The sequence below is a fragment of the Polaromonas sp. UC242_47 genome (assembly GCF_044452385.1).
Taxonomy (GTDB): Bacteria; Pseudomonadota; Gammaproteobacteria; order Burkholderiales; family Burkholderiaceae_C; genus Polaromonas.
In genome coordinates this window covers 438,889-462,277 of sequence record NZ_JBIOAO010000001.1, presented here as the reverse complement: position 1 = coordinate 462,277, position 23,389 = coordinate 438,889, and the positions used below count along the sequence as shown (strand labels likewise).

General features: G+C 61.9%; 23 protein-coding genes and 1 pseudogene. 8 read left to right on the top strand and 16 right to left on the bottom strand.

The features are described from left to right. Positions 1-15 precede the first annotated feature (15 nt). The 8 genes from rplR to ACHMXK_RS02260 form a co-directional block, all read right to left on the bottom strand. Complete coding sequence (gene rplR, locus ACHMXK_RS02295; RefSeq protein WP_318405897.1) at positions 16-381, bottom strand: 50S ribosomal protein L18; 366 nt, start codon at positions 379-381, stop codon at positions 16-18. Between the two features lie 11 nt (positions 382-392). After that, positions 393-926, bottom strand: coding sequence for a 50S ribosomal protein L6 (rplF, locus tag ACHMXK_RS02290; protein ID WP_318405898.1), 534 nt, complete (start codon positions 924-926; stop codon positions 393-395). 24 nt (positions 927-950) lie between these two features. After that, on the bottom strand, positions 951-1,346 hold the full coding sequence (gene rpsH, locus ACHMXK_RS02285) for a 30S ribosomal protein S8 (protein WP_397437340.1): 396 nt from the start codon (positions 1,344-1,346) through the stop codon (positions 951-953). A gap of 17 nt (positions 1,347-1,363) precedes the next feature. After that, positions 1,364-1,669 (bottom strand): 30S ribosomal protein S14, encoded by a 306-nt coding sequence (rpsN, locus tag ACHMXK_RS02280; protein ID WP_397437338.1) that lies wholly within the window; start codon positions 1,667-1,669, stop codon positions 1,364-1,366. A gap of 7 nt (positions 1,670-1,676) precedes the next feature. After that, positions 1,677-2,216 carry a 50S ribosomal protein L5 gene (gene rplE / locus ACHMXK_RS02275; protein ID WP_397437336.1) on the bottom strand — a complete coding sequence of 180 codons (540 nt, stop codon included), beginning with the start codon at positions 2,214-2,216 and terminating at the stop codon, positions 1,677-1,679. A gap of 2 nt (positions 2,217-2,218) precedes the next feature. Then, positions 2,219-2,539 carry a 50S ribosomal protein L24 gene (gene rplX / locus ACHMXK_RS02270; protein ID WP_397437334.1) on the bottom strand — a complete coding sequence of 107 codons (321 nt, stop codon included), beginning with the start codon at positions 2,537-2,539 and terminating at the stop codon, positions 2,219-2,221. A 9-nt stretch (positions 2,540-2,548) separates the two neighbouring features. Further along, on the bottom strand, positions 2,549-2,917 hold the full coding sequence (gene rplN / locus ACHMXK_RS02265) for a 50S ribosomal protein L14 (protein ID WP_007869247.1): 369 nt from the start codon (positions 2,915-2,917) through the stop codon (positions 2,549-2,551). A gap of 328 nt (positions 2,918-3,245) precedes the next feature. Further along, on the bottom strand, positions 3,246-4,832 hold the full coding sequence (locus ACHMXK_RS02260; protein WP_397437332.1) for an FAD-dependent oxidoreductase: 1,587 nt from the start codon (positions 4,830-4,832) through the stop codon (positions 3,246-3,248). 123 nt (positions 4,833-4,955) lie between these two features. On the opposite strand from ACHMXK_RS02260, the gene ACHMXK_RS02255 reads away from it, so the two are divergent. The 4 genes from ACHMXK_RS02255 to ACHMXK_RS02240 all read left to right on the top strand — a co-directional run bounded on the left by ACHMXK_RS02255 (position 4,956) and on the right by ACHMXK_RS02240 (position 8,610). Next, entirely contained in the window at positions 4,956-5,723 is a 768-nt protein-coding gene (locus tag ACHMXK_RS02255) for a DeoR/GlpR family DNA-binding transcription regulator (protein ID WP_397437330.1), read from the top strand. A 22-nt stretch (positions 5,724-5,745) separates the two neighbouring features. Beyond that, on the top strand, positions 5,746-7,239 hold the full coding sequence (glpK, locus tag ACHMXK_RS02250; protein WP_397437328.1) for a glycerol kinase GlpK: 1,494 nt from the start codon (positions 5,746-5,748) through the stop codon (positions 7,237-7,239). A gap of 87 nt (positions 7,240-7,326) precedes the next feature. Further along, on the top strand, positions 7,327-8,154 hold the full coding sequence (proC, locus tag ACHMXK_RS02245) for a pyrroline-5-carboxylate reductase (protein WP_397437326.1): 828 nt from the start codon (positions 7,327-7,329) through the stop codon (positions 8,152-8,154). A 228-nt stretch (positions 8,155-8,382) separates the two neighbouring features. Beyond that, the gene (locus ACHMXK_RS02240; RefSeq protein WP_397437324.1) at positions 8,383-8,610 is read left to right on the top strand and encodes a hypothetical protein; all 228 of its coding nucleotides are present in this window, start codon (positions 8,383-8,385) and stop codon (positions 8,608-8,610) included. 110 nt (positions 8,611-8,720) lie between these two features. Here ACHMXK_RS02240 and ubiA read toward each other — a convergent pair whose 3' ends face one another. The 4 genes from ubiA to recG all read right to left on the bottom strand — a co-directional run bounded on the left by ubiA (position 8,721) and on the right by recG (position 14,280). Further along, entirely contained in the window at positions 8,721-9,581 is an 861-nt protein-coding gene (gene ubiA / locus ACHMXK_RS02235; protein WP_397437322.1) for a 4-hydroxybenzoate octaprenyltransferase, read from the bottom strand. Beyond that, positions 9,581-10,504 carry a Dyp-type peroxidase gene (locus tag ACHMXK_RS02230; protein WP_397437320.1) on the bottom strand — a complete coding sequence of 308 codons (924 nt, stop codon included), beginning with the start codon at positions 10,502-10,504 and terminating at the stop codon, positions 9,581-9,583. Before ACHMXK_RS02230 ends, ubiA begins: the two co-directional genes overlap by 1 nt. Positions 10,505-10,551: 47 nt before the next feature. Next, positions 10,552-11,535, bottom strand: coding sequence for a LysR substrate-binding domain-containing protein (locus tag ACHMXK_RS02225; protein WP_397437318.1), 984 nt, complete (start codon positions 11,533-11,535; stop codon positions 10,552-10,554). A 609-nt stretch (positions 11,536-12,144) separates the two neighbouring features. Then, entirely contained in the window at positions 12,145-14,280 is a 2,136-nt protein-coding gene (gene recG / locus ACHMXK_RS02220; RefSeq protein WP_397437316.1) for an ATP-dependent DNA helicase RecG, read from the bottom strand. Positions 14,281-14,297: 17 nt separating this feature from the next. Here recG and queA point away from each other — a divergent pair, with 17 nt between their 5' ends. From queA to ACHMXK_RS02205, 3 genes are read left to right on the top strand one after another with little or no spacing between them, the layout of a single operon-like run. Then, a complete protein-coding gene (queA, locus tag ACHMXK_RS02215) occupies positions 14,298-15,365 on the top strand; it encodes a tRNA preQ1(34) S-adenosylmethionine ribosyltransferase-isomerase QueA (protein ID WP_397437314.1) in 1,068 nt (355 codons plus the stop codon). Then, positions 15,359-16,510 carry a tRNA guanosine(34) transglycosylase Tgt gene (gene tgt / locus ACHMXK_RS02210; protein ID WP_397437312.1) on the top strand — a complete coding sequence of 384 codons (1,152 nt, stop codon included), beginning with the start codon at positions 15,359-15,361 and terminating at the stop codon, positions 16,508-16,510. The genes queA and tgt overlap by 7 nt, the downstream gene beginning before the upstream one ends. A 52-nt stretch (positions 16,511-16,562) precedes the next feature. Then, positions 16,563-17,567, top strand: coding sequence for an aldo/keto reductase (locus ACHMXK_RS02205; RefSeq protein WP_397437310.1), 1,005 nt, complete (start codon positions 16,563-16,565; stop codon positions 17,565-17,567). Here ACHMXK_RS02205 and ACHMXK_RS02200 read toward each other — a convergent pair whose 3' ends face one another. The 4 genes and pseudogenes from ACHMXK_RS02200 to ACHMXK_RS02185 all read right to left on the bottom strand — a co-directional run bounded on the left by ACHMXK_RS02200 (position 17,568) and on the right by ACHMXK_RS02185 (position 22,107). Then, positions 17,568-18,650 (bottom strand): serine endopeptidase, encoded by a 1,083-nt coding sequence (locus tag ACHMXK_RS02200; protein WP_397437308.1) that lies wholly within the window; start codon positions 18,648-18,650, stop codon positions 17,568-17,570. Between the two features lie 10 nt (positions 18,651-18,660). Next, the gene (locus ACHMXK_RS02195; RefSeq protein WP_397442419.1) at positions 18,661-19,482 is read right to left on the bottom strand and encodes a DUF2145 domain-containing protein; all 822 of its coding nucleotides are present in this window, start codon (positions 19,480-19,482) and stop codon (positions 18,661-18,663) included. A 55-nt stretch (positions 19,483-19,537) separates the two neighbouring features. Then, positions 19,538-19,990, bottom strand: a complete 453-nt coding sequence (locus tag ACHMXK_RS02190; protein ID WP_397437306.1) for a hypothetical protein — start codon at positions 19,988-19,990, stop codon at positions 19,538-19,540. Positions 19,991-20,168: 178 nt separating this feature from the next. After that, positions 20,169-22,107 (bottom strand): annotated as a pseudogene (locus ACHMXK_RS02185) (MFS transporter). Positions 22,108-22,638: 531 nt separating this feature from the next. Here ACHMXK_RS02185 and ACHMXK_RS02180 point away from each other — a divergent pair. Beyond that, positions 22,639-23,370 carry a helix-turn-helix domain-containing protein gene (locus tag ACHMXK_RS02180; RefSeq protein ID WP_397437305.1) on the top strand — a complete coding sequence of 244 codons (732 nt, stop codon included), beginning with the start codon at positions 22,639-22,641 and terminating at the stop codon, positions 23,368-23,370. Positions 23,371-23,389: the final 19 nt, after the last annotated feature.

Below are 23,389 nucleotides of genomic sequence, written 5' to 3'. Positions count from 1 at the left end.
TTAATTCCAGTCTGCTTAGAACTGCAAGCCAGCTTCGCGAGCAGCATCAGCCAGCGCTTTAACGCGGCCATGGTACGCAAAGCCAGCGCGGTCAAACGCTACTTTTTCCACACCTGCCGCTTTTGCCTTTTCGGCAATACGCTTGCCAATGGCTTGCGCAGCAGCAACGTTTGCACCTTTGCCCGAAGCGCCAAGCTCCTTGCGCACTTCGACTTCTGCGGTCGAAGCAGAGGCCAGAATTTTGGTGCCGTCGCCAGAAATAACGCTGGCGTAAATATGCAAATTGGTCCGATTCACGGTCAGACGGGCAACACCTTGCGTGGCAATGCGGATGCGGGTCTGGCGTGAACGACGAAGGCGCTGCTCTTTTTTGGTCAACATGGTGCAGCTCCTTATTTCTTCTTGGTTTCTTTGATCGTGATCTTCTCATCCGAATAACGGATGCCCTTGCCCTTGTAAGGCTCGGGAGGACGCACGGCGCGAACTTCGGCGGCGATCTGGCCGACGCGTTGACGATCTGCACCCTTGATCACCACCTCAGTGGGAGTCGGCGTTGCAACCTGGATACCAGCAGGCATATCAAACACCACAGGGTGCGAATAACCAACCGTCAGATTCAACTTGGTACCTTGGGCCTGGGCTTTGTAACCCACACCAACCAGGCTCAGCTTCTTCTCGAAGCCTTTGGTCACACCGGTGACCATGTTGTTGACCAGCTGGCGCATGGTGCCGCTCATGGCATTGGCTTCACGCGACTCATTGGCCGGGACAAAAGTCAGCTGGCCGGCATCATTCTTGATGGTGACCAGGGCATTTTGTGCCAGAGCCAAAGCACCGAGGGCGCCCTTGACATTGATCTGGTCATCTTTCATCGCCACGTCCACGCCCTGGGGCACGACGACTGGCATTTTTGCTACACGAGACATTTCAGTTACTCCTCAATGCCGCCGTTAAGCCACGTAGCAAAGCACTTCACCACCGATACCGGTAGCGCGCGCTTTACGATCAGTCATCACACCCTGAGGGGTCGTGACGATGGCGACACCCAGGCCGTTCATGACCTGGGGGATGGCGCCGTGGCCTTTGTAGACGCGAAGGCCTGGGCGGCTGACGCGCTCAATGCGCTCAATCACGGGCTTGCCTGCGTAATACTTCAGGGCGATTTCCAACTGGGGTTTGCCATCATCGGTCTTGACGGAGAAGCCATCGATATAGCCCTCATCCTTCAATACCTGTGCAATGGCGACTTTGACTTTTGACGATGGCACCAACACAACGGCTTTATCAACCATTTGTGCATTGCGGATGCGCGTCAGCATGTCGGCAATAGGATCACTCATGCTCATTTGTAGTTCTCCTATGCTTACCAGCTTGCCTTGGTGATACCAGGGATATCACCAGCGAAAGCCAACTCGCGAATCTTGGCGCGAGCCAAGCCGAATTGACGGAATGTGCCACGTGGACGGCCCGTGATCGCGCAACGGTTGCGCTGACGTGTCGGGTTCGCATTACGGGGCAACTTTTGCAATTCCAGACGGGCCAGGGCGCGCTCTTCATCGGAGCGTTTGGCATCGTTGGAGATTGCTTTGAGTTCTGCGTGTTTTGTAGCGAACTTGGCGACCAGTTTGTCGCGCTTCAGTTCACGTTGCAATAAAGCTTGTTTTGCCATGTCCGCCTCAGTTCTTGAACGGAAAACGGAAAGCTGTGAGGAGTGCCTTGCACTCTTCATCGGACTTGGCCGTTGTGGTGATGCTGATATTCAGGCCGCGCAAGGCATCCACCTTGTCGTACTCGATCTCAGGGAAAATGATCTGCTCTTTCACGCCGATGTTGTAGTTTCCGCGGCCATCAAAGGCACGACCGGAAATACCGCGGAAGTCACGAACGCGCGGCAGGGCCACGGTCACGAAACGATCGAGGAATTCATACATCTGGACGCCGCGCAGAGTCACCATGCAGCCGATAGGCAGGTCTTCGCGGATCTTGAAACCAGCGATAGCCTTCTTGGCTTTGGTAACCACAGGCTTTTGGCCAGCGATCTTGGTCATGTCGCCGACGGCGTTGTCCATGACCTTCTTGTCTGCAACCGCCTCGCTCACACCCATGTTGAGTGTGATCTTGGTGATGCGGGGAACCTGCATCGGCGAGGTGTAGCCGAATTTTTCAATCAGCGCAGGCGCGATTTTTTCGCGATATTGATCTTGCAAGCGTGCCATGTTTATGCAGCCTTAATTTCGTCGCCGCTGGACTTGAAGACGCGCACTTTTTTGCCGTCAGCCAGGAGCTTGATACCAACACGATCCGCCTTGCCCGTTGCGGCATTGAAAATGGCCACGTTGGACTGGTGAATCGGCATGCTTTTTTCAACAATGCCACCGGTGGTGCCCTTGAGGGGGTTTGGCTTGGTGTGTTTTTTCACCAGGTTAATGCCCTCAACCAGCACATAACTGTCGTCCTTGCGGAGCGAAATCGTGCCGCGCTTGCCCTTGTCGCGGCCTGCGATGACGATAATTTCATCGCCTTTGCGAATCTTGTTCATGGCGTGTCCTTACAGAACTTCAGGAGCCAGGGACACGATCTTCATGAACTTTTCAGTGCGCAATTCGCGCGTCACTGGTCCGAAGATGCGGGTGCCGATAGGCTCCAGCTTGGCGTTAAGCAACACTGCTGCGTTGCCATCAAATTTGACGAGGGAGCCATCGCCGCGGCGGATGCCCTTGGCAGTACGAACGACCACAGCACTGTAAACCTCGCCTTTTTTGACGCGGCCACGTGGAGCGGCTTCTTTGATACTCACCTTGATGACGTCACCAACGCTGGCGTACCGGCGCTTGGATCCGCCCAGCACTTTGATGCACATCACGGATTTGGCACCCGTGTTGTCAGCAACATCGAGTTTGGATTGCGTTTGAATCATTTAAATTAGTCCCAACTTGCACCAGCGCCTTTTCCCACAACAGGAAAACTTGCCGATCAGTCTTGGGCCCGTCGTCCACACCACAAACCACTTGCGATGCTTCCGTTAGGCAGAATTCTTAGCTTTTTAAAGCGAAGCCCACGATTATTATCAAATTGCCCCGCCTTGTCAACACCTCTTCTTGCAAAATCTTGGTGTTGCGACGGGTATTTGCCAATATTTTGATGGAATCCGGCTTCAGCCCTTTAGCCACGGGCATAAGCAGCTATCAATTTCAAAGCAAGCTTGAACCGGCTTGCAAGCGCCAACATCCCGCGTGCCGCCCCACTCAGGCTGGCAGCAGCAGGTATTGGTCCGCCAGCGTCAGAAATTCGGCGAGTTGGGGGTCTTTTTGATTCTCCTGCGCCAGCAGTTCGGCCACCGGCCCCGCCAGCGATTTGGCCAGCGCGGCATCCAGAAAAAGCAGGCGGGAACGCCGCGCCAGCACATCCTCAACCGTCCGGGCATATTCGTAACGCGCCGCAAAGCGCACCATGGCCTCCGTCAGGCCGCCGCCCAGAACCCGCTCCGCCCCCGGCAAGGCCAACACCCCTGCCGCATCACTGCCATATAAGTGCAGGCCGGGCGCCTCGCTGATCTTGTGGGCGGATGCCTGGGCGCCAACCAGCCTGAGATCGGCCGTCACCCCGCCGGGCCGTTTGGCCAGCAAGTCCGCGGCAAAACAATGGTCCAGCACGTCTTCGGCCATGGCCCGGTAGGTGGTCCATTTGCCGCCGGTCACGGTCACCAGACCGCTTTTGCTGACCAGCACCGTGTGTTCGCGCGACAGCGCCTGGGTGCTGTCGCCATCGTCTTCGGGCGGCTTCACCAGGGGCCGCAGCCCCACCCAGATACTTTTGATATCAGCCGGCCCGGGCCCCTTGCTTAAATAACGCGCCGATTCGCCCAGGATGAAATCCACCTCCTCGCGGAACGCCAGGGGTTCGCGCGCCAGATCGCTGCGCGGCGTATCGGTGGTGCCCAGAATGGTTTTACCCAGCCAGGGCACGGCAAACAACACCCGCCCGTCGGCGGTTTTGGGCACCAGCAAAGCATGGTCGGTTGGCAAAAACGAGCGGTCCACCACGATATGCACACCCTGGCTGGGCGCCACCATGGGTTTGGCTTCGCGGCCTATGGCCTGGCCGTCCAGCAGGCGCAGCTGATCGACCCAGACGCCAGCCGCATTCACCACACATTTAGCCCTAAGCGTAAGTGCTTGCCCACTTTCATGATCGGTCACCTGCAAACCCACCAGCTTGCCGTCCTCATGAACAAGGCCGGTGGCGGCGCAATAGTTGACCAGCAGCGCGCCGGCACGGGCGGCGCTGCGTGCCAGCGCCAGCGCCAGGCGCGCATCGTCGAACTGGCCGTCCCAATATTTGACGCCGCCCTTGAGCCCGTCCTGGCGGGCGGTCGGCAGGCAACCCAGCGTCGCGCGGCGATTCAGAAACTCGGTGGGGCCCAGCCCGGCCTTGCCGGCCAGGGCGTCGTACATCTTGAGGCCGACACCATAAAACGGCGCCTCCCAGAACTTGTAAGAAGGCATCACAAAAGGCAGGGGCTGGGCCAGATGCGGGGCGTTGGCCAGCAGACGTGTGCGTTCATGCAGGGCCTCGCGCACCAGGGAAATATTGCCCTGGGCCAGGTAACGCACACCGCCATGCACCAGTTTGGTGGCGCGTGACGAGGTGCCCTTGGCAAAGTCATGGGACTCCACCAGGACCACGGAAAACCCGCGCGCCGCGGCATCCAGCGCAACGCCCAGCCCGGTGGCGCCGCCGCCAATGATGGCGACGTCGTAGGTGTGGGGCGTCTTCAGGCGCACCATCAGGTCGGCACGTTGCGTCGGCAATTGCGGGGATTCAAACGTCATGGTCGCCTCGGTTCGTATTTTTTCGAATGGTGTTCTCTTTGACGCGATTTTAGTAGATACCATCCCTTATTTACTTCTTTTTGCTTCGCTATACAGTCGATTCATTCTCAAACCGAATCTAGCGTGAATTCCAATCCCCGCCAACTCAAATTGCTCGACGAGGTCCGCGCACGCGGCTCCGTCACCGTCGAACAACTCGCCGAGACCCTGTCGGTGACGCTGCAAACAGTGCGCCGCGACATCCAGCGCCTGGCCGATGCCGGCCTGCTGGCACGTTTCCATGGCGGCGTGCGGGTCCCGAACTCCACCATCGAAAACCTCGCCCACCGGCAGCGCGAAAACCTGCATGCCGAAGGCAAGGCCCGGATTGCGCGCGCCGTCGCCGCCGAAGTGCCGGACAACTGCTCGTTAATCCTCAACATCGGCACCACCACCGAAGCCATTGCCCGGGCGCTGCTGCACCACAAGGGTTTGCGCGTCATCACCAACAACCTGAATGTCGCGGCCATTCTCAGCAGCAATACCAGCAGCGAGGTGATCGTCGCCGGCGGCGTGGTGCGCGCCCGCGACCGCGGCATCGTCGGCGAAGCGGCGGTCGACTTCATCCGGCAGTTTCGCGTCGACATCGCGCTGATAGGGATTTCGGGCATAGAGGCCGACGGCTCCTTGCGCGACTTTGACTACCGCGAAGTCAAAGTCGCGCAAACCATCATGACCCACGCGCGCGAGGTCTGGCTGGCCGCCGACAGCAGCAAGTTCAACCGGCCGGCCATGGTTGAACTCGCCACCCTGGCGCAAATCGACCGCCTGTTCACCGACCAGCCGCCGCCAGCCCCCTTTCCCGCCCTGCTCGCCGACGCCGGCGTCAGTTGCGACGTGGCCCCACCCTGAACCCTTTTTCTCGACCACCACCATGACTTACCTGCTTGCCCTGGACCAGGGCACCTCCAGCTCCCGCAGTATTGTTTTTGACGCCCAAGGCCATATCGTGGCGATGGCGCAGCAGGAGCTGCCGCAGATCTACCCCAAACCGGGCTGGGTCGAACACGACCCGATGGAAATCTGGCGCACCCAGCTCGCCACCGCGCGTGAGGCCCTGGCCAAAGCCGGGCTGAAAGCTGGCGACATCCGCGCGTTGGGCATCACCAACCAGCGCGAAACCACCGTGGTCTGGAACCGTCAGACCGGCCAGCCGATTCACCACGCCATCGTCTGGCAGGACAGGCGCGCCGAAGCCACCTGCGCCAAGCTGCGCGAAGACGGCAAGGCAGGCCTGATCCAGGCCAAAACCGGCTTGCTGATTGATGCCTATTTTTCAGGCACCAAACTCAAATGGCTGCTCGACAACGTGCCGCAAGCCAGGGCCCAGGCCGAACGCGGCGAACTGGCCTTCGGCACCATAGACAGCTGGCTGATGTGGCAACTCACGGGCGGCCAAGTCCACGCCACCGACGTCAGCAACGCCTCGCGCACCCTGCTGTTTAATGTGCGCAGCAACACCTGGGATGACGAACTGCTGGCCTTGCTGGACATCCCGCCCGGCCTGATGCCCGAGGTCAAGCCCTCCAGCGCGCATTACGGCGAGGTGCTGCCAACGCTGCTGGGCGCGGCCATTCCCATCGCCGGGGTGGCCGGCGACCAGCAAAGCGCCTTGTTCGGCCAGGCCTGTTTCAAGGAAGGCATGGCCAAAAACACCTATGGCACCGGTTGTTTCATGCTGATGCACACGGGCGAGAAATTCCAGACCTCGCACAACGGCCTGCTCACCACCAGTGCGGCGCAGGTCACGCGGCAAACCGAATACGCGATCGAAGGCAGTGTGTTTGTCGGCGGCGCCGTGGTGCAGTGGTTGCGCGACGGCCTGCACGCGATCAAGGGCAGCGGCGAGGTGCAGGCGCTGGCCGAAAGTGTGCCGGATTCCGGCGGCGTCATGGTGGTGCCGGCTTTCACCGGCCTGGGCGCGCCCTACTGGAAACCCGATGCACGCGGCACCATCACCGGCCTGACACGCGGCACCACCTTGGCCCACATTGCGCGCGCCGCGCTGGAAAGCATTGCCTACCAAAGCGCCGCCCTGCTGCAGGCCATGAGCCGCGATGCGGTGGCGGCCGGCGCCGCGCCTGTGGCCGAGTTGCGTGTCGACGGCGGCGCCTGTATCAACGACTTGTTGATGCAGTTCCAGGCCGACCTGCTCGGCATCCCGGTGGTGCGACCGGCCGTCACCGAAACCACGGCCCTGGGCGCGGCCTATCTGGCAGGCCTGTCCAGCGGCGTTTACAAAAACACGGCCGAACTCTCCAGCTTGTGGCGCAGCGAGCGCCGCTTTTTGCCAACCCTGGACACCAGCCGCGCCGCCGAACTGATGGCACGCTGGGAACATGCGGTGCGCCAGACCGTGGCCGAATAATCTCGCGCTAGACTTTGGGCATCACTTTTTCAGCCTCTCTTTTGACCCCGGCCGGGCCCACGCCCGCCTTTCCTGGACACCCACCCCATGGCCTCATCCACCCTTGACAACATCGCTTTTATAGGCGGCGGCAACATGGCCAGCGCCATCATTGGCGGCCTGCTCCAGCAAGGCCTGGCGGCCAGCCAGATCCAGATCGTCGAGCCCTTTGACGAACAGCGCAGCAAGCTGCAGGCGCAGTTCGGCATCACCGCGCAGGCCGCGCCCGGTGCGGCGCTGGCCTCGGCCGGCCTGGTGATCTGGGCCGTCAAACCCCAGACCTTCCAGCAAGCCGCGCAGCAAGCCGGCCCGCACACCGGCAACGCCTTGCACCTGAGTGTGGCGGCCGGTATCCGCTCGGACAGCATCGCCCGCTGGCTGGGCAGCGAACGTATCGTGCGCGCCATGCCCAACACGCCGGCACTCATCGGCCAGGGCATGACCGCGCTGTTTGCGCGCCCCGCCGTGACCGCCGACCACCGGCAGGCTGTCGAAGCCGTCATTGCCACCACGGGACAACACCTCTGGCTGAGCGAAGAACAACAGCTGGACGCGGTGACGGCCTTGTCCGGCTCCGGCCCGGCCTATGTGTTTTACTTCATCGAGGCCATGGTGGCCGCCGGTGTGCAAATGGGGCTGACGCCGGCGCAGGCCCACACCCTGGCCGTGGGCACCTTTGTCGGCTCATCCGCGCTGGCCGCGGCGTCCGAGGACCCGCCCGAGGTCTTGCGCGCCCGCGTGACTTCCAAAGGCGGCACCACCTACGCCGCACTCACCGCCATGGAGCAAGCCGGCATCCAGCAGCAGTTCATACACGCCATCGAAGCGGCCCGGCAGCGCGCCGTCGAGCTGGGTGACGAATTTGGTGCCGGCTGAAAGCTTGGGCATCAAATTGGCATCTAACCCTTGATGGACGGGCGCAATCAGCTATATTTTTTATAGCGACGAGCCATCCCTGTCAGAAATATTTACCGCTGGCGCCAGCGGCCCTGCAACTTGCGTCAACCGCCCAAGGCGGGCAAACGTTGAGAACAGGCGACCCTGTCACTGGCCCCCGGGCTCTGCGGCAGGCGCATTAAAATTTTTCTAACATCCGGAGTTCTCATGAAAAAAATCCTGTCCATCCTTGCCAGCGCTGTTGTCCTTGCCATGCCTTTGGCCGTGATTTCCACGCCAGCCGCCGCCCAGACCAGCGCCCCAGCGGCTGCACCGGCCGCCGCGCCCGCAGCTGCACCTGCTGCTGAAAAAATGACCCCGGCCAAACCCAAGGCCAAGGCAAAACACAAGGCCAAGCACAAAGCCAAAGCCAAGGCCGCTAAAAAAGCCGCCTGATAGACCAGAGACTTCACGGATGAGCCGGGGCCCCGGCCAAGCCGTTGAAGTATCGGTTTCAAAAGCCCGCCGCGCGCGGGCTTTTTCACGCCTGGCCGACCCGACTCGACTCAAACGCCCAGGTAAGACAGGGCGATACCGGCAAACACCGTGAAGCCCAGCCAGTGGTTCAGGCGAAAGGCCTTGAAGCAGCCCTCGCGCTCGCGCCGGCGTATCAGCCAGCCGTGCCACAAGGCCTGCACCAGCGCCAACCCGATCGCAATCCAATAGATAGCAGGTCGCGCCATATTCATCAGGGCAAAGCCCCAAATGGACAGGTACAGCAGGTAACTCGTCATGACCCCGGCCACGTCAAAACGCCCCAAGGTGATGGCCGAGGTTTTCATCCCTATCTTGAGGTCGTCGTCGCGGTCCACCATGGCGTATTCGGTGTCGTAGGCAATCACCCAGAACAGGTTGCCCAGCAACAAGACCCAGGCCAGCGTCGGCACCCGCGACTGCACGGCCGCAAAAGCCATGGGAATGCCAAAGCTGAACGCCACACCCAGCACCGCCTGCGGCATGGACACATAACGCTTGGCAAAGGGGTAAACCAGGGTCACGGCCAGCGCGGCAAACGACCAGGCGATGGTGGCGGCGTTGGTGGTCAGCACCAGGCCAAAGGCCAGCAGGGCCAGCACGGCGCCCAGCCACAAGGCCTCTTTGCTGGACAAGGCACCACTGGTGACTGGCCGCTGGGCCGTGCGTTTGACATGCCGGTCAAAATCACGGTCGGCCACATCGTTGATGCAGCAACCCGCGCTGCGCATCAAAATCGTCCCCAGCGTGAACACCGTGAGCAAGTGCCAGCCGGGAAAGCCGTGCGAGGCCACCCACAGCGCGGACAGCGTGGGCCAGAGCAGCAACAACCAGCCGGCCGGGCGATTCCAGCGGATCAGCGCCAGGTAAAGACCCAGTTTGCGCCGCAGCATCACAGCCCGAGTTGCCGCAAATCGAGCTGGCCGGCGTGCATGGGCGGACACCACAGGTAAGCGCCCGTGAGCGGCCTGGAAATACGGAACATGGCATCAACAATGCCGTCGTCCAGTCCGGCCATGCGGCGCATTTGCGCTTCAAACGCATCCAGAGCGCAGCCAAACGCCACAAACACCAGACCGGCCTTGCCACCGCCCGGCGCATGCATGGCCCAGGGCATGGAGCGGCGCAGCACAAAGGCCTCGGGCTGAAAACTTTCCTGTGCGGTGCGTTTGACATGGGACGATTCGGGCGCATCCTCCAGCTCCTCGTTGTCGCTGCGCCGCCGGCCGATGGTGTTGTCCTGCTCACGCGTGCTCATCGCTTCAAACGCATCCAGATCATGCAGCCACTGCTGGATGGCGACAAAGCTGGCCCCGTCCAGGCCAGCCCCCTGGCCCTGCACAAAAGCGGCGGCCTCGGCCGCCTCGCCTTCGGGGTTTTCGGTACCGTCTTCATAACCCGTGAGATCCCGGCCATGGCCCGTCGGCCCCTGACCATGACGAAAGGCCTCGATGACGCGATCCAGGTGAAAGGCCGGGGCCAGCGCTTTTTCAAGCCGGCGCGTCAGCAACACCAGATCGCCCGGGTCATTGCCACGCAACCACAGGCACAGGGCGGCCGGCGTGGAAGGGACCTCCACGCCGGCACCCGACAGCGCCGGGAACTCGCGCAGGCCGGGGACGGCAGCGCCCAGGGCCGCGACCAGCCTGGCACCCAAAGCTGCCACCACGGCCTGTCCATCGACCAAGGGAACAAGCTGCTGCAGGCTCTGGCGCAGGGCCGCCGGCTGGGCGGCAGCAGGCGCTGCGATTGAGAAAAAAGCATAACGCCCGATGGCGGGCACGGCTTGCAAAATGCCGGGTTGAGAGAGCTTCATCATTTCCTTATTTTTAAGCGTGGCGAATACGTTGACGCCCAGGTGCCTCAGGATAGCCGCGTCACACCCGGCAGCTCGCAGGCATAAATCGCATTGCGCAGCGCTGCAATCGCCTCGTAACGCGTGAAACTGCGGCGCCAGGCCAGCACCACGCGGCGCGAGGGCACATGGCCGGAAAACGGCAGGTACTTGATATACGACGGCAGCTCCGGCACCTCTTTGCCTTTGGACTTGGCCGGGGTTTTGACGGGCGGGACCGGTAGCAAAGCTTCTTTGGGTACGCTCAAACGCGGCACCAGCGTCACGCCCATGCCCGCCGCCACCATGTGTTTGATGGTTTCCAGCGACGAACCTTCAAAGGTCTTGCGTATGCCTTCGGCATTGCTGGAAAAACGCGCGAACTCGGGGCACACCTCCAGCACATGGTCGCGAAAACAATGGCCGGTGCCCAGCAGCAACATGGTCTCCTGCTTTAACTCTTCGGCGGTGATGCTGTCGCGTGCGGCCAGCGGATGGTTGCTGGGCACAGCGGCCATGAAAGGTTCGTCGTACAGCGGCGCAATCGCCAGGTTGGTGTCGGGAAAAGGCTCGGCCAGGATCGCGCAGTCGATCTCGCCGGTGCGCAACTCTTCCAGCAACTTGACCGTGAAGTTTTCCTGCAACATCAGCGGCATCTGCGGCATGGCCGCAATCGCCTGGCGCACCAGATCGGGCAGCAAATAAGGGCCTATCGTGTAAATCACGCCCAGGCGCAAGGCGCCGGCCAACGGGTCCTTGCCGCGCTTGGCGATCTCGCGAATGTTCTCGGCCTGCTCCAGCACACTTTGCGCCTGGCGGATGATTTCTTCACCCAACGGCGTCACGGTGATTTCGTTGGCGTTGCGCTCAAACAGCTTGACCTGCAACTCCTCTTCGAGCTTCTTGATCGCCACACTCAAGGTCGGCTGCGACACATGGCAGGCTTCCGCGCCTTTGCCAAAGTGTTTTTCGCGGGCGACGGCGACGATGTATTTGAGTTCGGTGAGCGTCATGGGCTTATTGTGCTGGTTTTCGTGGTGGATTGAGTTGTGCAAGCCCTTGCGTCTGATCGAACACGCGGATTTCGCTCCGGCGCGCGAGGCACGTCCTGTCCGGTGTCCCAAGCCTCACGCTGCGCCTGCGGTTCGCTTTGGACAGTAGGCATAACTCCCCACGCCCACCCCTAACCCCTCCCTCGCCCCGCTGGGCGATGGAGGGGGACTTCATTTGGCCGCGTGTGCTGCAAACACGTGTATGAATGGCAGCCTCTTGACCGCCGATGGCGCGCTAAGCGCGTCATCGTCTCCCCGCATCCGCCTTCGCTTTCTTCCTTCTCCCCACCCCCTTCTGTCTGCGCCGAGGAGCGCGGGGAAAAGCGGATCAGGGCTCGCGATTGTTTGAGGCGAAGCCGAGTTCGAGCGAGACCCCGCTTTTCCCGAGCTCCGCAGGTTACCCCTGAGCGTCAGCGAAGGGGTCGCAGACAGCGGGGTCGCCTTTTCTTTGCTTACTTATCTTTTGGCGAAGCAAAAGAAAGTGAGTCGGCCGCCGGGCCGAGACCCGGCTTGGTCATTCACCAATAACGTTTGGAAAACCCCAGCCATGCAGCACGCAGCTCGCCCCAGTCAAGCCTTCAAAAACTCCGCCTTCCCCCCCAGCCACCGCAAAACATGCCGGTGCGCCAAGTCGGCATACTGATCCAGCATCTGAGGCGCCAGTTCCCGCGCCCAGGCCAGCAAAGCGGTATCCGTTTCCAGGTCGGCAAAACGCAGCAAGGGCGCACCCGACTGGCGTGCGCCCAAGAATTCGCCCGGGCCGCGAATGTCCAGATCGCGTCTGGCGATCTCAAAACCGTCCTGCGTTTCCACCATGGCTTTGAGCCGGGCGCGGGCGGTTTCACCCAGCCGGGGGGCGTCGCCGGTGGAATACAGCAACACACAGGCGGAGGCCGCGGCGCCACGTCCGACCCGGCCACGCAGCTGGTGCAACTGGCTCAGGCCAAACCGTTCGGCATGTTCAATCACCATCAACGAGGCGTTGGGCACGTCGACACCGACCTCGATCACCGTGGTGCTGACCAGCACGCCGAGTTGGCCGCTGGTGAACAGCGCCATCACGGCCTTCTTTTCGGCCGGCGGCATGCGTGAATGCAGCAGGCCGACCGGTGTGCCGGGCAGGGCCGCGCTCAAGGCTTCGTGTGTTTGCGTGGCGTTGATCAGGTCGATGGATTCGCTTTCTTCAATCAGCGGGCAGACCCAATACACCTGCCGACCCTGGTCCAGCTGCGCGCGGATCCGCTCCACCACCTCCTCGCGCCTGGCCTCGCTGACCACCTTGGTCACGATGGGTGTGCGGCCTGGCGGCAACTCGTCAATCGTCGAGACGTCGAGGTCGGCGTAATAACTCATGGCCAGAGTGCGCGGAATCGGCGTGGCCGTCATCATGAGCAAATGCGGCTCCTGCCCGTCGCTGGTCATCTTGCTGCGCAGGGCCAGCCGCTGCGCCACGCCGAAGCGGTGTTGCTCGTCGATGATGGCCAGCGCCAAGTTTTTGAAAATCACCTTGTCCTGGATCACCGCATGGGTGCCGACCACCAGGCCGGCGGCGCCGCTTTCAATCATGGCCAGCGACTCGCGCCGCTCCTTGGCTTTTTGGCTGCCGGTGAGCCAGGCGGTCTGGATGCCCAGGGGCTCCAGCCAGCCTATGAGTTTGCGAAAGTGCTGCTCGGCCAGAATTTCGGTAGGCGCCATCAGCGCGCATTGCCAGCCGGCATCCATGCAACGCGCCGCGGCCAGCGCCGCCACCACGGTTTTGCCGGAGCCGACATCGCCCTGCAGCAGGCGGTGCATGGGAATCTTTTTTTGCAGATCGGCGGCGATCTCCGCGCCCACACGTTGCTGCGCCGCCGTCAGGTGAAATGGCAGGCGCTCCAGCAACTGCTCCTGCAAGCTGCATTGGGGGCCGCGCATTACCGGCCCGGTCAAGGCCGGCGCACGCATGGCGGCCCGCACGCGGCGCGCCTGCAACTGGGACAGCTGCTGGGCCAGCAACTCCTCGGCCTTGAGCCGCTGCCAGGCCGGGTGGCTGCGGTCTTCCAGCGCGACCAGCGCCACATCGGGCGCGGGGTGGTGCAAAAACAATAGCGCCTCACGAAGACTGGACAAGGGCTGGGGCAGGTTTTTGCTTAAATATGGCGCAGGAATGGTCTCCCGCAGGTCGGCGCGGGCCAGGCCACCGAGCACCGCCTTGCGCAAATACGCCTGCGGCAAGCCGGCCACGGTCGGGTAGACCGGCGTCAGCGCGGCCGGCAAGTCGCCGCCGGCCGAGCGAAAGCTGGGGTGCACCATTTCCCGGCCGACGAACCCGCCGCGTAACTCACCGCGTACACGCACCCGGGCGCCGATGCTCAGGGTTTTCTGGTGCGAAGGGTAAAAGTTGATAAAACGCAGCACACAGCTGTCGCTGCCGTCGTCCACCGTCACGCGTAATTGCCGGCGTGGCCGCAGGGTGATTTCGCTGTGGGTCACCTCGGCCTCGATTTGCACGGTGTCGCCGTCGCGCGCGTCGGCCAGGCGGGTGATGCGGGTTTCGTCTTCGTAACGCAGCGGCAGGTGCAAGGCCAGGTCTATGTCGCGGCGCAAACCGAGTTTTTCCAGGGCTTTTTGGGCCGGCGACTTCTGCGCCGGCTTGGGCGCGGCCGGGCTCGCAGCCCCGGCTGCGGCCTGAATCACTTTTCGGGAAGAGGCACCGGGGGGCGACATGGGACAATTGTGCCTTCATGAAGACGCATTTCAGCCTCAGTGACTTTGATTTCACACTCCCCGACGAATTAATCGCCCAGCAACCCACGGCCGAGCGCGGCGGCTCGCGCCTGCTCGACGGCCGGGCCAGCCCGCCCGTGGACCGGCAGTTTGCCGATTTGCCCGAGCTGCTCCAGCCGGGCGACTTGTTGGTGCTCAACGACACCAAGGTCGTCAAGGCCCGCCTGTTCGGCCAAAAAAGCAGCGGCGGCCGGCTCGAGCTGCTGATCGAACGGGTCTTGTCCTCGCCGCAGGACACGGTCCACGAAGTGGCCGCCCACATGAAGGTCAGCAAAAAACCCTTGCCCGGCGCCGTCATGCAAATGGACGGCGGTTTCACCGCCACCTTGCTGGGCCGTTGGCCCAACGCCAACGGGCCCTTGTACCGCTTTGCCCTGAGCAGCGAGCCTTATGCGCTGATGGAAGGCCACGGCCATGTGCCGCTGCCGCCCTACATCACGGACAGCGATGCGGCGACCGACGAGCGCCGCTACCAGACCGTGTTTGCCAAACACCCGGGCGCCGTGGCGGCACCGACTGCGGCCCTGCATTTTGACGACGCCATGCTGGCGCACCTGGCGGCCAAGGGCGTGTCGCGCGCCACCGTCACCTTACATGTGGGCGCCGGCACCTTCCAGCCCGTGAAGGCCGAAAACATCGCCGACCACGTGATGCATTTCGAACGTTTTGAAGTGCCACCGGCCACCTTGCAGGCGATTGCCGAGTGCAAGGCCAGAGGCGGGCGTGTGGTGGCGGTGGGCACCACCACCGTGCGGGCGCTGGAGTCCCATGCGAAGTTTGGCGCCGACTGCAAGGACACCAACATCTTCATCACGCCCGGCTTTGAGTTTGCAGTGGTGGACGTGTTGCTCACCAATTTTCATTTACCCAAAAGCACGCTGATGATGCTGGTCAGCGCGTTTGCCGGCTACGACCACATCATGGCCTTGTACCGCCATGCCATCGCGGAACGTTACCGCTTCTTCAGTTATGGTGACGCCATGCTGCTGCAAAAATCCACCCCTGAGACCATCGCGCCATGCTGAATTTTGAAGTCCTGAAAACCGACCCGGAGCAAGGCGCTTACCTCGGCTCCTACGCCCGCCGCGGCACACTCACGCTGAACCACGGCGTGGTGCAAACCCCCATCTTCATGCCGGTGGGCACTTATGGCACCGTCAAAGGTGTGATGCCGCAGTCGTTGCACGAGATGGGCGCACAAATCATTCTGGGCAATACCTTTCACCTGTGGATGCGTCCGGGGCTGGAAGTGATGCAGCAGTTTGGCGGCCTGCACAAGTTTGAAAGCTGGCACAAACCCATACTCACCGACAGCGGCGGCTTCCAGGTCTGGTCGCTCGGTGAGATGCGCAAAATTTCCGAAGAAGGCGTGAAGTTTGCATCGCCGGTCAACGGCGACAAGCTGTTTTTGACACCCGAGATCTCGATGCAGATCCAGACCATTCTGAACAGCGACATCGTCATGCAGTTTGACGAATGCACACCTTACGACACCAAGGGCCACATCACGACCGAGTCCGAAGCCCGGACCTCGATGGAACTGAGTTTGCGCTGGGCCAAACGTTGCGTGGCCGAGTTTGAAAAGTTGAACAACCCCAACGCTCTGTTCGGCATTGTCCAGGGCGGCATGTTTGAAAACTTGCGCCAGGAGTCGCTGGACGCGCTGGTGGAACTGGACCTGCCCGGCTACGCGATTGGCGGCGTCAGTGTCGGCGAGCCCAAGGAAGAAATGCAGCGCATCATGGCGCACACGCCGCACCGCCTGCCGGCCAACAAGCCGCGTTATCTGATGGGTGTGGGCACACCGGAAGACCTGGTCGAAGGGGTGGCCGCCGGGGTCGACATGTTCGACTGCGTGATGCCGACGCGCAACGCACGCAACGGCCATATGTTCACACGTTTTGGCGACCTGAAAATCCGCAATGCACGTTACAAGACCGAAGATGCGCCGGTTGACGCGACCTGCACTTGCTACACCTGCAAAAACTTTTCGCGCGCCTACATGCACCACCTGGACCGCTGCGGCGAAATGTTGGGCCCCATGTTGTCCAGCATCCACAACCTGCACTATTACCTGAACCTGATGCAGGAAGTACGTGATGCGCTGGATGCCGGTCAGTTTGGCGCCTTTGTGGTGCAGTTCCGCCAGGACAGGCAACGCGGCGTTTAGATCGTAAACAGGCGCTAAGCCCCACAACAAGATCACCCACAAGGAAGTCCCCATGCAGTACCGCCGCCTTGGAAAAAGCAACCTGAAGGTCTCCGCCCTGTGTCTGGGCACCATGATGTTTGGCCAGCAGACACCGGCGGACGAGGCGGCGCGTATCGTCGCATCCGCCCGCGACCACGGCATCAACTTCATAGATACGGCCGACGTCTACAACGAAGGTCGGGCCGAAACCCTGCTGGGCCAGTTGCTGGCGGGCCAGCGTGAGCATTGGGTGCTGGCCAGCAAGCTCGGCAACCGCATGGGCACAGATGTCAATGCCGGCCATTATTCGCGCCGCTGGCTGATACAACAAACCGACGCCATCCTGGCGCGTCTTAGCACCGACTACCTGGACATTCTTTACCTGCACCGCGACTTCCACGACGAAAACCTCGAGGAAGCCGTGCAGACGCTGGGCGATTTGATACGCGCCGGCAAAATCCGCAGTTTTGGCTTGTCCAATTTTCGCGGCTGGCGTATCGCCGAGATCATGCGCCTGTGCGAAAAAATCGGCGTGCCACAACCGGTGGTCTGCCAGCCGTATTACAACCTGCTCAACCGCGGTCCGGAGGTCGAAATTCTGCCGGCCTGCGGCCACTACGGCCTGGGGGTGGTGCCCTACAGCCCGCTGGCGCGCGGTGTGCTCACCGGCAAATACCCGCCCGGCCAGCCGCCGGCCGAAGGCACACGCGCCGGCAGCGGCGACAAACGTATTCTGGAAACCGAATTCCGCGAAGAGTCGTTGCTGATCGCGCAAAAAATCAAGGCACGTTGTGAAGCCAAGGGCTGGGTGCCCGGCCAGTTCGCCGCCGCCTGGGTGCTGGCCAACCCGCTGATCAGCTCGGTGATCGCCGGCCCGCGCCTGCTGTCACACCTGGAAGATGTTTACGGCGCTCTTGACCTGAGGCTGGACCGCGAGGACGAAGTGTTTGTCAACGAGCTGGTCATTCCCGGCCATGCGTCCAGCCACGGCTACAACGACCCGAGTTATCCCTTTTTCGGCCGGCCGGTAGGCTGATCAGCCCGTCGCGACGGTAGGCGCAGCTGGCTTGGGCGGCGCCTGGCGCGCGTCCCCCGGTGCGCCACAGGCGTGGCAGAACTTGGCAAACGCACTTTTGCGCGTCGTGCAAACACCGCAGTGGTCGTGCAGGCCAATGCCGCAATGCGGGCAAAAATCAATCGCGGTGTTTTTCAGATCAACCGGGCGCTCGCAGCCCGGACAGACACTTTTGGCCAGACGCGCCAGCGCGGTGTCGTAACTCAGTTCTTCACGCCGCTGCGCGTCAGGTAACTGTTCGGCCAGGCGCTGCCGCTCCAGATAACGGTTCAGCGAGATGATGGCTTGGCGCCCCACCAGCACGGTCACCAGGATGCCGACCACGTAACGCACATAGCCACCGTAACTCGGCAGATAAGGCACGAGTTCGACGAAGAAGGCGAACAGCGCAAAAAAGATAAAGCCCCAGACAAAAGGCCAGTAGGTGCTTTTACGCTTTTTGGCAAACAGCCAACCGGCGGCGACCAGCAGCGGCAAGGTGAGCGCCAGGCGGTACAAAAACACGCGCAACTCCTGCGCACGCCGGGCGCTTTCCCATTTGACCTGGGCCGCGCGCTGCAACTCATTGAGTTGATCGTGGGTGCGCACCGCACTCTGGCTCGCATCCAGCGCTTTTTGCTGCTGCGCCTCCAGCGCGGCCAAGGCCTGCCGCTCGGTCGCTTTCAAGCTGTCCAGCGCCCGCGTGCGTTCCAGCAACTCGGGGTCTTGTTCGGCCCGCTCGGTGGCGCGCCGTGTGGCCAGCCAGTTGTTAAAGGTTTCGCTGGCCGAACGTGTATTGGCCTGCACCACCTTGAGTTTGAGCCTGGCCTGCTCCAGCGCCTCCTGCGCATCGCGGCCATTGCGCTCCGCCGTTTTGAGCGTGTCGCGCAGCTCCGATGCGGCCGGTTGCGCGATGAAGTCATCCACCGACAGCGAGCGTTCGACCTGCGGCAAGTCGCCCACCAGGGTGCCGCCCAGCCCGATCAGGAAGCCGGCAAACACCAGCGCCACCAGCCACAGGCCGCGTTGAAACCACTTTTCCGACAGTCGTAAAGTTTTACTCATCAGGCATCTTTCAAGGTTGGCGCAAAGTAACGGGTGCCGCGCCCAGACCGGTACGTTGCATCCACTGGAACACGGAATCCACGGTCACGGTTTCGATGCGGTCGGCAAACCGTTTGTCGTTGGGATGATCGTCAAAGGCCACGTTGGCGGCGGTGGCACGCCCGCCCAGCCGGGTCAGCGCCCGGATGTGGAGCGGTGTGGGTTCGTAGCCTTTGAACTGCAGCCAGGCCTGGGCCTGCTCACGGGACTTGATTTGCGGCTCCATCGCCAGCGCCAGGGTTTCGATGGCCCACTGGTTGGACTGCTGGTATTTGCGGCCCCAGGCGTAACTGACAATGCTGTAGGGCTTGTGGTGCAAGCTCAAGGCCCGGCCGTCCTGCTGGGCATCCAGCAGCAGGGGCAGCAGGCGCTCCTGCACCTCGCGTGTCGGCACCACCCAGGCGGCTTCAAAGCGCCAGAGGTCTTCGAGAAAAAACTCCCCCAGCCCCTGACGGTAGACGGCCGAGTCCGCCGTGCCGCACTGATTGAGTTTGTGCAACACACGCCAGACATGGCCGTTTTTGCCGTCTGACGTGGCTTGGGGCTGCTTGTAGGCAAAGCCCAGGTGCGAGTAATAGAGACCGTATTTGCTCAGGTCCTGCCCGACGCGCGCCAACACCACGACTTGCTGGCCGCTGGCATCCAGCGCGGCCAGTGTGCTTGCGGCCAAGTTCAGGCTGCGCACCACGGTTTGGGCCTGCGGCGGCTTCGCCTCCTCGCAAGAGCGCCCGGCATGCGCGGCCGGCCCCACCAGCAGCCCCGCCCAGACCAGCAGCAGACCGGTACGTCGCATGAGGGCTCGGCAGACAGCCTGCGCCTTTTTCATCCAGGTGTTCATCAACATGCCCTTAGTTGGTCAGGCGCTGGTTGTGCAGCAAGGCGCGCCCCAGCTCATTCGGAATAAAGGCAATGGCCTGGCCCGCCACCGACAACACCACCCCGGCCGTGATGGCGCTGACCGTGACCGCCGTCCCGACCGCCACCGAGGCCGTGCCCACCCCTTTGCCCACCATTTCGACGCTGGCCTTGGCGCCATCGGACATACGTTCCAGCACATACACCGTGCCGCGCGCCGACACTTCCACCGCCTTGACGACCAGCACCGCGCCGGCGGCGGACAGCGCCAGCGGCACGGCGGCCACCTGGCTGGCGGCCGAACTGGCCACCACAGAGGCCACAGGCAAGGCCGACACGGCGCTCAAGGCCGAGGCTTCGCTTTGCGCTTGGGCATCCAATGAGGTGCCAGCCCCCGCCACGGCTACGCAGACAGCTATCAATAATGCAGCGAATGGCTTTTTCATGAGGCCTGCCTTTTCAACGTTGACACCGTTGGAGCTTGACTGTTTGGGGAAGCGCATGGACATAAAAACCTTTGAAAAAGTGGAGGAGTTGCCAATGTGCCTTGGCCGCGCCGAAAACAAGGCAAATAGAGATACAACGATTTTCCAGGAACCCAAGCGTATCTCTATTTGATACTTTTTAAGCCTTGAGCAAAGCCATCACCCGGGCCCGCAAGGCCTCGGGCTGCACCTGCGTCGGCGGCATGGCCGCCCCGGCATTCAGGCCCACCCGGCTCAGCCAACCGCGGCGGAAGGGCCGCACCATGGCCCCGCCCTGTTCGACCCGGCTAAAGAACGAGCCCCACAAATTGGTCAACGCCATGGGCACCACCGGCACGGTCAGGCCATCCCGCTCGGCGTTCTCCAGGATTTTCATGATGCCGCCCTTGAACTCCTGCAAGGTGCCGTCCCGGGTGATGCCACCCTCCGGGAAGATGGCCAACAAATCGCCGTTGCGCAACACCTGGGCCGCCGCTTCAAAGGCTGCGTCGTAGGCCGCCGGGTCTTCGGCGCGCGGTGCCACCGGAATCGCCTTGGCCAGCCGGAACAACCAGCCCAGCACCGGCATGTTGAAGATGCGGTGGTCCATCAAAAAATAAATCGGCCGGGGGCTGGCGGCCATCAGCAGCACCGGGTCGACAAAACTCACGTGGTTGCAGGTCAACACGGCCGGCCCCTGGACGGGGATGTTGTCCTCGCCCCGGACCTTGAAGCGGTAGACACAACGCGAGGCGAACAAGGCGATAAAGCGCAGCAGGTATTCAGGCACCAGCAGGAAGATGTACAAGGCCACCACGGCATTGGCCAGGCCAACCAGCAGGAAGATTTGCGGGATCGTCATGCCAAGTTGCAGCAACACCCCCCGCGATCACCGAACTGGCGATCATGAACAGCGCGTTGAGAATATTGTTGGCCGCGATGATGCGGGCCCGGTGTGTGGGCTGCGCACGCAGCTGGATCAGCGCGTACATGGGCACGCTGTACAGACCGGCGAACAGCGACAACAAGGTCAGGTCGGCGAGCACGCGCCAATGCGCCGACGCGGCAAGAAATTCCGTCAGGCTCAGCGCCGTGGCTGCGGGCGGCAGGCCGCGCGACGCGAAATACAGGTCCACTGCAAACACACTCATGCCGATGGCGCCCAACGGCACCAGACCGATCTCCACATGGCGGCGACTCAGCATTTCACACAGCAGCGAGCCGGTGCCGATACCGATGGAAAACACCACCAGCAGCAAAGACGCGACCTGCTCGTTGCCATGCAACACTTCCTTGGCAAAACTCGGGAACTGGCTCAGGAACACCGCGCCGAAAAACCACATCCAGCTGATGCCCAGCAGGGAGCGGAAAACCACGATGTTTTCGTGGGCGAGCCGGAGATTGCGCACCGTCTCGGTGAACGGATTCCAGTTGATCTTGAGCCCAGGATCGGTCGCCGGCGACACCGGAATATAGTGCGCAACCGCACGCCCCAGCAGGGCCAGGCCGACACAGCTGAAACCCACATGGTGGGCTCCGATCTCGGGCACGGCAATGATCAGACCGCCGGCGACATTGCCCAGCAAAATGGCGACAAAGGTACCCATCTCCACCATGCCGTTGCCACCCATCAGTTCACGCTCGCCCAGGTGTTGCGGCAAATAGGCGAACTTGACCGGCCCGAACAAGGTGGAATGCAGGCCCATGAGGAAGGTGCAGCCCAGCAGGATAGACACGTCGGCGCTGAAAAAACCCCAGGCCGCCAGCGCCATGATCAACATCTCCAGGCGCTTCACAAAAACAATCAGGGTGCGTTTTTCGTACTTGTCGGCCAGTTGCCCGCTGGTGGCCGAAAACAGCAAAAAGGGCAGGATGAACAGCGCCCCAATCACCAGCCCCGCCATCGCGGGCGGCAGCCAGCTCACTTGCAACTGGTAAGTCACCATCACGGTGAACGCGAACTTGAACAGGTTGTCGTTGGCGGCCCCGGAAAACTGCGTCCAGAAAAAAGGCGCAAAACGGCGCTGCTTGAGCAGTGCGAACTGGTTCGGGTGTTCGTGCGCGGACGAGGGCACCGGTGCGGCGGAATCAACACTCATGACGAACTCCTCTTTTCAATGCTTGTGCGACACGCTCTTTGAGCCTGTTTACGCTCTCCATGGGGCCGCGCAGATGACTTTTCGGGATGGGCTGCAAGGCGCGGTGCGCCGCCAATAGCGAGCTATTGGCAAGCGCCGCAACGCAGCAGACCGCCCGAAAAGCCACCTGCCCTCCGGGTTGGGGCGAAATCGGGCGATTTGCCCACCAAATCCCTTGCATGGACATCAGCCCATGCGGCGAGATCTTGGCGAACAACTCATCCCGATTGCGCCCCAACGCGACCCCATGGAGAACGTAAACAGGCTCCAAGGCTGCCTGGAGGGCCTGCCCCGTTGGCAGCTCAGTGCCCCGGATTCTGCCCTGATTTTTCCGCGGCCCTGGATCTTTGGTATTTCGAAAATCAATGCCATGCGCAGCCCTTTCAAGAGGTGGGCGCAGTCTGTTCTCACCAACGCCCTCTGCCCCTCCTTATCGATACAAGATCACACCAGAAGACTTAAAGTATCGACCATTGATACCAAGGAGTTCTGATGAGCACAAGCGCTGACCTGGTGACTGCCCTGAAAAAGGAGCTCAAATCCGCCCAGATGACGTATGCAGACCTGGCGCGCGCACTCGGCATGGCCGAGTCAAGCGTCAAACGGATGTTGTCGCGGGGTGACATGCCGCTGTCGCGGGTGGATGCGATTTGCCGCGCCCTGAAACTGGACTTTGCCGATCTCGCGCGGCGGGTCGCCGACACCCAGCCTTTGCTGGCGGAACTCACCGAAGCGCAGGAAAAAGCCGTGGTGGCCGACAAGAAACTGCTGCTGACCGCCATTTGTGTCTTGTCGCAGTGGACCTTGGAACAGATCACCGGCAGCTACCGCGTGACCGAGGCCGAGTGCATCACTTACCTGGCGCAGCTGGACCGCATCGGCATCATCGAACTCAAGGCCCTGAACCGTTACCGGCTCAAACTCGCCAAGACTTTTCGCTGGCGGCCGCATGGCCCGGTGATGGATTATTTTCGCGACAACGCCTTGCTGGATTATTTTTCCGGCGGCTTTGACGGCAGCGGTGAAGGCCTGCTGCTGGTGCATGGCGCCATCAGCCGCAGCCTGGCGCCCTCCTTCATGGAACGTATGCAACGCGTGGCGCAGGACTTTGCGCAGCAGCACCAGGCCGACCAGAAACTGGCCGACAAGGACCGCGAGGGTTACACCTTGCTGCTGGCCATGCGCAGCTGGGAGTTTGAAGCGTTTGCGGCCTTGCGACGTTAAACACTTTGACAAGCCGGCC